The organism is Lysobacter sp. Soil_N_23 (assembly GCF_057656135.1).
Genome location: NZ_JBDGKY010000037.1, coordinates 1 through 13,352 on the forward strand (window position 1 = coordinate 1; position 13,352 = coordinate 13,352).

General features: G+C 66.7%; 7 protein-coding genes and 1 pseudogene. 5 read left to right on the forward strand and 3 right to left on the reverse strand.

Going from position 1 to position 13,352, the window contains the following annotated elements; translation table 11 throughout:
• From AC3A3X_RS17465 to AC3A3X_RS17475, 3 genes are all read left to right on the forward strand, one after another.
• Positions 1-282 (forward strand): UDP binding domain-containing protein (locus tag AC3A3X_RS17465; protein ID WP_487584261.1); only part of this gene is annotated, 282 nt, incomplete at its 5' end.
• A gap of 38 nt (positions 283-320) precedes the next feature.
• The gene (locus AC3A3X_RS17470; RefSeq protein WP_487584262.1) at positions 321-557 is read left to right on the forward strand and encodes a SlyX family protein; all 237 of its coding nucleotides are present in this window, start codon (positions 321-323) and stop codon (positions 555-557) included.
• Between the two features lie 9 nt (positions 558-566).
• Complete coding sequence (locus tag AC3A3X_RS17475) at positions 567-1,289, forward strand: DUF2058 family protein (RefSeq protein WP_487584263.1); 723 nt, start codon at positions 567-569, stop codon at positions 1,287-1,289.
• 161 nt (positions 1,290-1,450) lie between these two features.
• Here AC3A3X_RS17475 and metH read toward each other — a convergent pair whose 3' ends face one another.
• The 3 genes and pseudogenes from metH to AC3A3X_RS17490 form a co-directional block, all read right to left on the reverse strand.
• Positions 1,451-4,138: a methionine synthase gene (gene metH / locus AC3A3X_RS17480; protein ID WP_487584264.1), complete on the reverse strand. Its 2,688-nt coding sequence runs from the start codon at positions 4,136-4,138 to the stop codon at positions 1,451-1,453.
• Entirely contained in the window at positions 4,135-5,262 is a 1,128-nt protein-coding gene (locus AC3A3X_RS17485; RefSeq protein WP_487584265.1) for a homocysteine S-methyltransferase family protein, read from the reverse strand. Before AC3A3X_RS17485 ends, metH begins: the two co-directional genes overlap by 4 nt.
• Positions 5,263-5,322: 60 nt before the next feature.
• Positions 5,323-6,249 (reverse strand): annotated as a pseudogene (locus AC3A3X_RS17490) (ArsR/SmtB family transcription factor); the annotation flags it as partial.
• A 318-nt stretch (positions 6,250-6,567) separates the two neighbouring features.
• On the opposite strand from AC3A3X_RS17490, the gene AC3A3X_RS17495 reads away from it, so the two are divergent.
• Both AC3A3X_RS17495 and AC3A3X_RS17500 read left to right on the forward strand, forming a co-directional pair.
• A complete protein-coding gene (locus AC3A3X_RS17495) occupies positions 6,568-7,767 on the forward strand; it encodes an acyl-CoA dehydrogenase family protein (RefSeq protein ID WP_487584266.1) in 1,200 nt (399 codons plus the stop codon).
• A 335-nt stretch (positions 7,768-8,102) separates the two neighbouring features.
• Positions 8,103-13,184 (forward strand): NAD-glutamate dehydrogenase, encoded by a 5,082-nt coding sequence (locus tag AC3A3X_RS17500; RefSeq protein WP_487584267.1) that lies wholly within the window; start codon positions 8,103-8,105, stop codon positions 13,182-13,184.
• Positions 13,185-13,352 lie beyond the last annotated feature (168 nt).

Sequence of the window (13,352 nt, forward strand, 5' to 3'; positions counted from 1 at the left end):
GCCTACGATCCGGAGGCGACCGAGGAGGCGCAGCGGATCTTCGGTGAGCGCGATGATCTGGTGCTGTGCGACTCGGCACGCGCCACGCTGGCCGATGCCGACGCCCTGGTGGTGGTAACCGAGTGGAAGCAGTTCCGCAGCCCGGATTTCCAGCGCCTGGGCCAGTCGCTGGCTGACCGCGTGATATTCGACGGACGCAATCTCTACCACCCCGACGAGGTCGAGGCGGCCGGGTTGGCCTATTACGGCATCGGGCGTGGTCGCTCGATCCTGATCGACTGACATGCCGTTGCGAGCCCTGAAGTCGTGAGCCTGAAGTCGTGAGCAATCAAAGCGAACTCGAACAGCGCCTGGTCGATCTGGAAATGCGCGTTGCCTTCCAGGAGCAGGCGCTGACCGAACTGAGCGATGCGCTGGCAGGCGCGCGCGAGGAAGAGGGTCGCAATGCCCTGTTGCTGCATCGCGTGCTTGAAGAACTCAAGCAGATGCGCATGGCGATGTCGACCAACCCGATCACCGGCGATGCTTCGCAAGAACCGCCCCCGCCGCACTACTGATACGACGCAATGAGCAATAGTCTTCGCGACCAACTGATGGGGCTGGGCTTCACGCCGGCGCCGAAACCCGAACGTCCCGAACGCCCCGAACGTCCGGCGCAGGGCAGGGCCAACGGCAAGCCGGGCCCGCGCGGCCCAGGCAAGCCGCACGGTGGCAAGCCTGACGGGCATGCGGCCGGTGCCAACAAGGGCGGCGACCAGCGCAAGGGTGACCAGCGCACAGGCGATGCGCGCAAGGGCGATGCACGCCGGGGAGATGCGGGAAAGCACGGCGGTCCGAGGCCCGGTGGCAAGCCGCAGTCGCGCGAGGACATCGACCTGGCCAAGGCCTATGCCATCCGCGCCCAGCGCGAGAAGGACGAGCGCATTGCGGCCGAGGCGGCCAAGCAGGAAGAAGCACGGCTGCGGCGCGAAGCGCGCGCCAGGCTGACCGAGCTGGTCAAGGACAAGGCGCTCAATGACCCGGCCGCAGAGATCGCACGCCACTTTCCATATGGCGGCAAGATCAAGCGCATCTACGTCAACGAGAGCCAGCTCAAGGCGCTCAATGCCGGCGAGCTGGGCGTGCTGCAGATGGACGGCCGCTACGTGCTGGTCAGCGCTGAAGTGCTGGCCCAGGCAGAAGCGATCTTTGCCGCCGCGATCGCGTTGAAGGTCGATCCGAACGCGCCGGCCGGCGACGACCCGTACGCCGACCCGCAATACCAGGTCCCCGACGACCTGGTCTGGTGACGTCGTCCCGGCGAACGCCGGGACCCAGGCCGGCAGCGCACCCGCCCCATCACCGTCGTCCCGGCGAACGCCGGGACCCATTTTGCTTTTTGCTTCACCGGCAAGATCAAAGGCAAATGGATCCCGGCTTTCGCCGGGATGACGTGATCTGGTGTGGATGACTATTCCGGGTCGTAATCCAGGTTCGACGCCAGCCAGCGTTCGGCTTGAGCCACGCCCACGCCCTTGCGGCGCGCGTAATCCTCGACCTGCTCCTTCGAGACCCGGCCAACCACGAAGTACTGGCTGTCAGGATGGCTGAAGTAGTAGCCGGAAACCGCCGCAGCCGGATACATCGCAAAGCTCTCGGTCAGCTGCAACCCGGCATTGCCAGGCGCATCGAGCATCGCGAACAGCGTCGCCTTCTCGCTGTGCTCAGGACAGGCGGGATAGCCGGGGGCGGGACGGATGCCGCGGTAGGCCTCGTGGATCAGTGCATCGTTGTCCAACACCTCGTCGGCGGCGAAGCCCCAGAACTCCTTGCGCACGCGCTCGTGCAGGCGCTCGGCGAGCGCTTCGGCGAAGCGGTCGGCCAGCGCCTTGAGCAGGATCGCGTTGTAGTCGTCGTGGTCGGCTTCGAAGCGGGCAACGTGCTCCTCGATGCCCAGGCCGGCGGTGACGGCGAATCCGCCGATCCAGTCCTGCCGGCCCGAATCCTTCGGTGCGATGAAATCGGCCAGGCAGAAGTCCGGGCGTTCGACCGGCTTGTCGACCTGCTGGCGCAGGAAGTGCAGGGTGGTCGGTGTTGCCCCGGTGTCGACGACGACATCGTCGCCGACGCTGTTGGCCGGCCACAGCGCGAACACCGCCTTCGCCTTCAGCCACTTCTCGTCGACGATGCGCCCGAGCATCGCCTTGGCATCGCCGAACAACTCACGTGCCTGCGCACCGACGACCTCGTCGTCGAGGATCGCCGGATACTTTCCGGCCAGTTCCCAGGTATTGAAGAACGGCGTCCAGTCGATGTAGTCGACCAGCTCCGCCAGCGGGTAGTCGTCGAAGACGTTCAGTCCGGGCTGCTTCGGCGCCGGCGGCACGTAGTCCTGCCAGCGGCCATCGAAGCGCTGCCCGCGCGCCTTCGCCAGCGGCACCAGGCGCTTGCCGTCGCCGCGATGCTTGTGGCGCTCGCGGATCTCGGCGTAGTCGGCGTCGTTGGCGGCGACGAAGCCCACGCGCAGGTCGGGGCTGATCAACGACTGCGCCACGCCGACGGCGCGCGATGCGTCCTTCACCCACACCGTGGGCGACTTGTAGTGCGGGTCGATCTTGAGCGCCGTATGCGCACGCGAGGTGGTCGCGCCACCGATCAGCAGCGGCATGTGGAAACCCTGGCGCTGCATCTCGCGGGCGACGTGGCTCATTTCCTCCAGCGACGGCGTGATCAGGCCGGACAGGCCAATCAGGTCTGCGTTCTCGGCGCGTGCGCGGTCGAGGATGGTCTGGGCCGGCACCATCACGCCCAGGTCGACCACTTCGAAGTTGTTGCAGGCCAGGACCACGCCGACGATGTTCTTGCCGATGTCGTGGACGTCGCCCTTGACCGTGGCCATGACGATCTTGCCGTTGGACTTGCCGACGTCGCCGGTGCGCAGCTTCTCGGCCTCGATGTAGGGCAGCAGGTAGGCCACGGCCTTCTTCATCACGCGCGCGGATTTCACCACCTGCGGCAGGAACATCTTGCCGGCGCCGAACAGGTCGCCGACCACGTTCATGCCGTCCATCAACGGGCCCTCGATCACGTCGAGCGGACGCGTCGACAGGGCACGCGCTTCTTCGGTATCGATCTCGATGTACTGGTCGATGCCGTGCACCAGCGAGTGGCTCAGGCGCGCACGCACGGGCTTCTCGCGCCAGGCCAGGTCCTCGACCCGCTTCTCGCCCTTCTTGCCCTTGTAGCGGTCGGCGATCTCGAGCAGGCGTTCGGTGCCGTCGCTGCGGCGATTGAGCACGACGTCCTCGACGCGCTCGCGCAGGTCGGCGTCGAGGTCGTCGTACAGGGGCAGGGCGCCGGCGTTGACGATGCCCATGTCCATGCCGGCGCGGATCGCGTGATACAGGAACACCACGTGGATGGCCTGGCGCACCGGTTCGTTGCCGCGGAAGGAGAAGCTTACGTTGGAGACGCCGCCGGAGATGTGGCTGAACGGAAAGCGCCGTTTCAGCTCGCGCGTGGCCTCGATGAAGGCGACCGCATAGCCGTTGTGTTCGTCGATGCCGGTGGCGATGGCGAACACGTTGGGGTCGAAGATGATGTCTTCCGGCGGGAAGCCGATCTCTTGCGTCAGCAGCCGATAGGCGCGCGAGCAGATATCGACCTTGCGCTCGATCGTGTCGGCCTGGCCGACCTCGTCGAAGGCCATTACCACCACGGCGGCGCCATAGCGGCGCACCAGCCGCGCCTGGCGCAGGAACTCGGCCTCGCCCTCCTTCATCGAGATCGAGTTGACGATGCCCTTGCCCTGCAGGCACTTCAGGCCGGCCTCGATGACGGAGAACTTCGAGCTGTCGACCATCACCGGTACGCGCGCGATGTCGGGCTCGGCGGCCATCAGGTTGAGGAAGTCGACCATGGCCCGCTCCGAATCGAGCATGCCTTCGTCCATGTTGACGTCGATGACCTGGGCGCCGTTCTCCACCTGCTGGCGGGCGACCACGACCGCTTCGTCCAGGCGACCTTCCAGGATCAGCTTCTTGAACTGCGCCGAGCCGGTGACGTTGGTGCGTTCGCCGACGTTGATGAAGTTGCTTTCGGGGGTGATCTGCAACGGCTCCAGGCCGCTGAGCCGGGTCTGGCGCGGCAGTGCGCTCATGCCGCCAGTTCCTTGTCGACGTCACCGGCTTCGGCACGCACCAGCGATGGCAGTACCCGCGGCGGATACGCCGAGACGGCTTCCGCGATCGCGGCGATGTGCTCCGGCGTGGTGCCGCAGCAGCCGCCGACCAGGTTCAGCAGGCCGGCCTGGGCGAATTCGCCCAGCACGGCGGCCATGTCTTCCGGCGTTTCGTCGTAACCGCCGAAGGCGTTGGGAAGGCCCGCGTTGGGGTGGGTGCTGACGTTGGCATCGGCGACCTGGGAAAGCACGTCCACGTGCGCTCGCAGGTCCTTGGCGCCGAGCGCGCAGTTCAGACCGATCGCCAGCGGCTGCGAATGCCGCAGCGAGTACCAGAATGCTTCGGCGGTCTGGCCCGAAAGGGTGCGGCCGGAGGCATCGGTGATCGTGCCGGAGATCATCACCGGCAGGCGCGCGCCGCGCGCGTCGAACGCTTCCTCGATTGCAAACAGCGCGGCCTTGGCATTGAGCGTGTCGAACACCGTCTCGACCATCAGCACATCGGCGCCGCCGTCGATCAGCCCATCGGCGGCTTCGCGGTAGGCCACGCGCAGTTCGTCGAAAGTGATCGCGCGGAAGCCGGGACGGTTGACGTCGGGGCTGAGCGAGGCGGTGCGGCTGGTCGGCCCGAGCACGCCGATGACGAAGCGCGGGTGATCGGGATGGGCGGCCTCGGCCGCATCGCAGGCGGCGCGGGCCAGGCGCGCTCCGGCTTCGTTAAGTTCGCGGGCCAGGTGCTCCAAGCCGTAATCGGCCAGCGACACGGTGGTGGAATTGAAGGTGTTGGTCTCGATCAGGTCGGCACCGGCATCCAGGTACTGCGAATGGATGCTGCGGATGATGTTCGGCTGGGTGAGCGTAAGCAGGTCGTTGTTTCCGCGCTGGTCGCGCGCGCAGCCGCAGCCGTCACCGTGCACATGCTCCGACTGGGCGTAGGCGCGGTCGTAGCCGTGGGCGAAGCGCTCGCCGCGATAGGCGGCTTCGTCCAGCTCATGGCGCTGGATCATCGTGCCCATGGCGCCGTCAATGATGAGGATGCGCTCTGCCAGCCGTTGCTGCAGCGCCTGGGCGCGGGTGGGGTTGAGCCAGGGGAGCGTGCTCATTCAGGGCTTCCTGCTTGCCTTGCGCGGTGCGGATCTGGGTTCCGATGCGGTCTGGTTGGCCGGTTTGCGCGCGATCAGTGCGATCACTTCGAAATGGGGCGGGCGGCGTTCGCGGGTGACGGTCTGGCAACTGCTGATGTCGAAGCCGGCCTTGGCGACGAACTTCGACAGATCCTTCTCGCTGAAGCCGAGATTGACGTGGCCATAGGCTGCGACCACGCCACGGTGTTCGTGCCGGGCCAGGCTGGTGAGGAGCAAGCGGCCGCCCGGGCGCAGCACGCGGGCGGCCTCGGCCACCGCCTGCGCCGGGTGCTCGGCATAGGTCAGCGCATGCATCAGCACCACGAGGTCGAAATGGGCATCGGCGAAGGGCAGGGCGTGCATGTCGCCCTCGCGGACTTCGACATTCCTGAGCTTGCGCAGACGCTCGGACGCTGCCAGGACGACCTTGGTGCTGGAATCCAGGCACACGTAGCGATGCGAGTGCGGCGCCAGCAGTTCGGCCAGCACGCCATCGCCGGAGGCGATATCGAGCACGTCTCCCGGTTCGAGCAGGGGCAGGGCGGAGCGGGCCAGCGCCTCCCACGTGCGGCCGGGCGAGTAATGGCGCTCCATGTCGCCGGCCACCGAGTCGGCCCAGTTCTGTTCGGAGGCACGTGCGGCGAGGACATCGCCGACGCGCTCAGCGTCCTGGCGCAACAGCGGATCGTCGCTGCCTTCACGCAGCGTTTGCCACAGTGCATTCTGCGCCGAATCCAACGAGGCATCGTCGAAGCGGTAATACGCCGATACGCCGGAGCGTCGATCTCGCACCAGTCCGGCTTCCTTGAGCTTGGCCAGGTGGGTTGAAACGCGGGGCTGGGCGAGGCGGGTGATGGCCGACAACTCGGCGACCGTCAGTTCCTCGCGCTCCAGCAGTGCCAGCAGACGCACACGGGTGGCATCGGCGAACACCTTCAGTCGCAGCGACCAGCCTTCCAGATCCATGATGTATCAACCTATCGCGATATAGCGATAAGTGTCGCCCGCGAGGCCCCAAGGGTCAAGCGCGGCAACCGTCGTCATCCCGGCGAACGCCGGGATCCAGACCGGTAGCCGCGCAGATCGCCGGGCCATTGCTAACCCGCTTCAAAGCCAACAGACCGTCTGCCTTGATGCTTCGGCCTGCTGGATCCCGGCTTTCGCCGGGATGACGGCCAATGGGTGGCTTCCGCCGCAGGCGGAAAAGGGCGGGTATGGCGCTGCGCAACAACCTCGGGGCCTGCCAAACCTGCACGAGACGGCTACAATTCTCCGTCTGTAGCAATGAAACATCCCCAAACAAGCAGCCCCGAGGTATCCGACGTGGATTTTCGCTTCACTGAAGAGCAGTTGATGATCCAGGATGTGGCCCGCCGCATCGCCCAGGAAAAGATTGCTCCCAGCGCAGAGCACCACGACCAGACCGGCGAGTTCCCGCTGGCGAACATCCGCACGCTCGGCGAGAACGGCCTGATGGGCATCGAGGTGCCGGCCGAGTACGGCGGCGCCGGAATGGATCCGATCAGCTACGTGTTGGCGATGATCGAGATCGCCGCCGGCGACGCTGCCCACTCGACGATCGTTTCGGTCAACAATTCGCTGTTCTGCAACGGCATCCTCAAGTTCGGTACCGAGGCACAGAAGCAGCTGTACGTGCGCGCGATTGCCGAAGGCCGCGAGATCGGCGCCTTCGCGCTGACCGAGCCGCAGTCGGGCTCCGACGCCACCGCGATGCGCTGCAAGGCCACCAGGCAGGCCGACGGCACCTTCGTCATCAACGGCAAGAAGAGCTGGATCACCTCCGGCCCGGTCGCCAAGTACATCGTGCTGTTCGCGATGACCGAGCCGGACAAGGGTGCGCGCGGCATCACCGCGTTCATGATCGATACCGCCAAGCCCGGCTTCCTGCGCGGAAAGACCGAGCCCAAGCTCGGCATCCGCGCCTCGGCCACGTGCGAGATCGAGTTCGACGACTACGTCGCCCAGCCGGAAGACGTGCTCGGTGACGAAGGCCACGGTTTCAAGATCGCCATGAGCGTGCTCGACGCCGGTCGCATCGGCATCGCCAGCCAGGCCATCGGCATCGCCCGGGCCGCCTACGAGAAGACCCTGGAGTACGTGCGCGAGCGCAAGGCCTTCGGCGCCCCGATCGGCACCTTCCAGATGACCCAGGCCAAGATCGCCGACATGAAGTGCAAGCTCGACGCGGCCACGCTGCTGACGCTGCGCGCGGCATGGCAGAAGGGCCAGCACGAGCAGGGCGGCGCCCGCTTCAGCAACGAGGCGGCGATCGCCAAGCTCACCGCTTCGGAGGCCGCAATGTGGATCACCCACCAGGCCGTGCAGATCCACGGCGGCATGGGCTATTCCAAGGAGATGCCGCTGGAGCGGTATTTCCGCGATGCCAAGATCACCGAGATCTACGAGGGCACCAGCGAGATCCAGCGCCTGGTGATTGCCCGCAACGAGACCGGCCTGCGCTGAGGCCGGCCGTAGCAATCGGCCGCAAGCGATACATCGAGTTGTGTAGCGCGGGTTCCAGCGATCTGGAAGCCAGCGATCTCAAAGCAGTAGCGAGCCACGTCATGAAACGTTTCGGATCGTCACGCCCTACCGCCTGCCCTGTCGACCGCGGTGGCGGCCTCCCGACAGGTGCCCGCCTCCGCAAACCCGGAGGCGGCGCACGCGGCGCCGTCCCGGACGCAATGCGCCCACTGCTCGCGCCGCGCCAAGTCGCGTCCGCGAACTGCCCGTACTGAACCGTATCCCCTGGCCCGCGCGAATAGCGTGGGCCTCTTTCCATTGGACCTTCAGTTCCCATGAGCATCAAACGCAACGTTGCTGCCAAGCCCGCCGCCAAGGCCCCCTCGACGAAATCGAAGGCGCCGCCCCGGACTTCGTCGAACAAGACGTCGTCGAACAAGACGTCATCCAAGGACGCCGCGGCGACCGTGAAGAACGACACCGTCTCGCTCGAGCCCATCCTCGCCGCCATGCGCAAGCGCCTGCCGAAGGCGCGCCATGCCGAGGCCGAGGCGTTCATCAACGCCTTCTACAAGCGCATGAGCAGCGACGAGCTGCCGCAGCACAATGCCGACGGCTGGGCCGAGCTGGCCACCGATTTCCTCGACTTCGCGCGTGCGCGCAAGCCGGGCTCGGCGCTGGTGCAGTTGTTCAATCCGACGATCAGGAACGAAGGCTGGGAATCGACCCACACCGTCGTCCAGATCGCCAATGACGACATGCCGTTCCTGGTCGATTCGGTGACCATGGCGCTGGCCGAGCAGGGCATCGGCGTGCACGTGCTGGGGCACCCTGTGGTGACTTTCCGCCGCGACAAGGCCGGCAAGCTGGTCGCCGTCGGCGAAGGCGTGTCCGAATCGCTGATGCACCTGGAGATCGACCGCCAGCCGCAGGAGGCGATGCCGAAGATCAAGCAGGCGCTGGAAGCGGTGCTGCACGACGTCCGCGCCTCGGTGCGCGACTGGCCGCAGATGAAGCAACAGATGATCGCCATCGCCGACGACCTGGGCTCGCGCAAGCTGCCGGTCAGCGACGCCGGCAAGCACGAGGCGCAGGAGTTCCTGCGCTGGGCGGCCGACAATCACTTCACCTTCCTCGGCTTCCGCGAGTACGACGTCGTCGACAAGGGCGGCCAGCAGGTGCTCGCGGCCGACAAGGCCAGCGGCATGGGCCTGCTGCGCGGGCAGGATGTCGGCAAGCCGCGCCTGCTGACCTCGCTGGCGGCGCACTACATGCCGCAGTCCGGTTCGGTCGATGCGCTGATCCTGACCAAGACCAATGCCCGCGCCACCGTCCATCGCCCGGGCTACATGGACTACATCGGCATCCTCAGCTTCGACGGCAAGGGCCAGCCGGTGCGCGAGGAGCGCTTCCTCGGCCTGTACACCTCCAGCGCTTACAACCGCCGCCCGTGGGACATCCCGCTGGTGCGCCAGCGCCACCAGTACGTGATGGAAAAGTCCGGCCTGGCGCCCGACAGCCATAGCGGCAAGGCGCTGCGCCATATCCTCGAGAGCCTGCCGCGCGACGAGCTGTTCCAGTCCAACGAGGAAGAGCTGCTGCGCACTGCGACCGGCATCCTCGGCCTGCAGGAGCGCGTGCGCAGCAAGCTGTTCCTGCGCCGCGACCGCTATGGCCGTTACTTCTCGGTGCTGGTCTACATCCCGCGCGACCGCTTCAACACCGACATGCGCCTGCGCATCGAGGCGATGCTCAAGCGCGAGCTGCACGGCGAGCACGTCGACTCCTCGGTCACGCTCGGCGGCGAGTCGCCGCTGGCGCAGGTGCACCTGATCGTGCGCCCGAGGAGTGGCGAAACCGCACGCGAGGACATTTCCGCGACCGAGTCGGCGCACATCGACGCCGAGCTGTCGAAGATCGTGCGCAACTGGCAGGACGACCTGCGCGAGCAACTGATCGAGCGCCACGGCGAGGAGCGCGGCCTGGCGCTGACCAACAGCTTCGGCCGTGCGCTGCCGACCGGTTACATCGAGGAAGTCAGCGCCGCCGTCGCTGCCGACGACGTCGATCACCTGGCCGCACTGAGCGGTCCGGACGACCTGCGCCTGAGCCTGTACCGCGCCCACCGCGGTGTCGGCGGCCTGCGCTTCAAGTTCTATCGCGAGCACGACGACATCCCGCTGTCGGATGCGCTGCCGATGATGGAGAACATGGGCCTGCGGGTGATCTCCGAGCACCCGTACCGCCTGGTCGTCGGCGGCAAGACCATGTTCATCCAGGACTTCGAGGTCGAGATCGCCGATGCCAACCTCGACATCTCCAGCCTCGATGCCAACTTCGAGGAGGCCTTCGCCCAGATCTGGCGCGGCAATGCCGAGAACGACGGCTTCAACCGCCTGATCCTGACCGCCAACCTGTCCTGGCGCCAGGTGTCGATGCTGCGCGGCTACACCAAGTACCTGATGCAGGTCGGCGTGCCGTTCTCGCAGCCGTACGTCGAAGCCACGCTCAACCGCTATCCGCTGCTGGCGCGCCTGCTGGTGGAGCTGTTCGAAGCCAAGTTCGATCCGATCACCGGCAATGAGAGCAAGGCCGAGATCAAGGCCGGCATGGAGCGGTTCGCCGCCCAGCTCAAGACCCTGGCCAATGGCGACGAAGCCGCACAGGCCGTGCTCAAGCCGGCCATCGACGCACGCGCCGGCAAGCGCGATGCGCAGGTCGAGGCAACCCGCAGCGCGATCAAGGGCCTGCTCGACCGCGTCGCCAGCCTCGACGAGGACCGCATCCTGCGCAGTTTCATCGGCGTGATCGATGCGACCCTGCGCACCAGCTACTACATTCAGTACAGGAACGGCGTGCGCGCCGACGGCGGCCCGACCGACTACATCAGCTTCAAGTTCGACTCCAGCAAGGTGCCGGACCTGCCCAAGCCGCGTCCGTACCGCGAGATCTTCGTCTACGGCCCGCGCGTGGAAGGCGTGCACCTGCGTTTCGGCCCGGTCGCCCGTGGCGGCCTGCGCTGGTCGGATCGCCGCGAGGACTTCCGCACCGAGGTGCTGGGCCTGGTCAAGGCGCAGATGGTGAAGAACACCGTGATCGTGCCGGTCGGCTCCAAGGGCGGCTTCTTCGCCAAGCAGCTGCCGGATCCGGCCGTTGACCGCGACGCCTGGTTCAACGAGGGCGTGGCCTGCTACAAGCGCTTCATCAACGGCCTGCTCGACATCACCGACAACCTGGTCGACGGCAAGGTCGTGCCGCCGTCGAACGTGGTGCGTCATGACGGCGACGATCCGTACCTGGTCGTGGCCGCCGACAAGGGCACCGCGACCTTCTCCGACATCGCCAACGCCATCGCCCGCGCGCACGGCTTCTGGCTCGACGACGCATTCGCCTCGGGCGGCTCGGTCGGTTACGACCACAAGGGCATGGGCATCACCGCCCGCGGCGCCTGGGAGTCGGTCAAGCGCCACTTCCGCGCCATGGGCCGCGACAGCCAGAAGGCGGACTTCACTGTCGTCGGCGTCGGCGACATGTCCGGCGACGTGTTCGGCAACGGCATGCTGCTGAGCAAGCACATCCGCCTGCTGGCCGCGTTCGACCACCGCCACATCTTCCTCGACCCGAACCCGGATGCGGCGGTGACGTTCAAGGAACGCCAGCGCATGTTCAAGCTTCCGCGTTCGAGCTGGGACGACTACGACAAGTCGCTGATCAGCAAGGGCGGCGGTGTGTTCCCGCGCTCGGCCAAGTCGATTCCGCTGTCGCCGGAAATCAAGGCCGCGCTCGGCATCGACAACGGCGTGACGGCGATGAGCCCGGTGGAACTGCTCAGCGCCATCCTCAAGGCGCCGGTCGACCTGCTGTGGAACGGCGGCATCGGCACCTACGTCAAGGCCAGCAGCGAGAGCAATGCCGACGTCGGCGACCGCGCCAACAACGCCCTGCGCGTGAACGGTCGCGACCTGCGCTGCAAGGTGGTGGGCGAGGGCGGCAACCTGGGCATGACCCAGCTCGGTCGCATCGAGGCGGCGCAGCACAACGTGCTGCTCAACACCGACTTCATCGACAACTCCGCCGGCGTGGACACCTCCGACCACGAGGTGAACATCAAGATCCTGCTCAACGGCGAAGTGCAGAAGAAGAAGCTGACGGTTGCGGACCGCAACAAGCTGCTGGCGCAGATGACCGACGAAGTCGGCCAGCTGGTGCTCAACGACAACTACCGCCAGAACCAGGCGCTGAGCCTGATGGAGCGGATGAGCGTGCACCGCCTGGGCTCCAAGCAGCACTTCATCCGCACCCTGGAGTCGCAGGGGCTGCTCGATCGCCAGATCGAGTTCCTGCCGTCCGACGCCGAGATCGCCGAGCGCAAGGCCCGCGGCCAGGGTCTGACCCGTCCGGAACTGGCGGTGCTGCTGTCGTACTCGAAGATCGTGCTGTTCCAGCAACTGCTCGAGTCCGACGTGCCGGAAGATCCGTACCTGTCCAAGGAGCTGGTGCGCTACTTCCCGCAGCCGCTGCAGGCCAAGTACGCCAGGGCGATGGAGAACCATCGCCTGAAGCGCGAGATCATCGCCACCGCGGTGACCAACTCGATGGTCAACCGCATGGGCGCGACGTTCACCCTGCGCATGACCGAGGACACCGGCCGCAGTCCGGCCGAGGTTGCCGAGGCCTACACGATCGCCCGCGAAGCGGTCGATGCGCGCGCCCTGTGGGCGCAGATCGATGCGCTCGACGGCAAGGTGCCTGAGGGCGTGCAGGTCGACGCTCTGCAGGTGATCTGGCATCTGCTGCGCTCGATGTCGCGCTGGCTGCTGTCGCGTCCGGGCAAGATGCCGGAGATTGCGGCGGCGATGGCCCGCTACGGCGACGCTATCAACGCCGTGCGCGGCGCGGTGCCGGGCGTGCTCTCCGATGCCCGCCGCGATACCTATGCCGCGCGCGTGGCCGAGTGGAAGGGCAAGGGCCTGCCGCAGGCGCTGGCCGAACAGCTGGCCGTGCTGCCGCTGCTGGAGTTCGGTTGCGACATCGTCGAGATCTCGCTGGCGCGCAAGATGTCGCCGGTCGAGGTGGCGCGTGCCTACTTCTCGCTCGGTGCGGCACTGCATCTGCCGTGGCTGTACGAGCAGGTCGAACAGCTGCCGGTCGACGGTCGCTGGCAGGCGCTGGCCCGCGGCGCCCTGCGCGACGAGCTGGCAACGCAGGCACGCTCGCTGGTCTCGCAGATCCTCGCCGACGGCGGCAAGAAGCCGGCCGAAGCCAAGGTCGAGGCCTGGCTCAAGCGCGATGATGCGTCGCTGCGCTTCACCCAGGCGATGTTCGCCGACCTGCTCAACCAGAAGGCGCTCGACTACCCGACGCTGTCGGTGGCGGTGCGACGCCTGGCGCAGGTGGCGGCGGCATCGGGGGCGTAAGAGCCACAGCGAAAGCAGGAAGGAGCCCCGGCTGGTCCGGGGCTTTTTCTTGGTTCATCTTCCCGTTGCGCGTGCCTGTCGTCCCGAACGCAGTGAGGGGCCTGCTGGTGCAGTTGCGTGTCGGGCTTGCGTCTGCGTTGCGGCGTCGTCCGCCGGGCCGGGGATTGC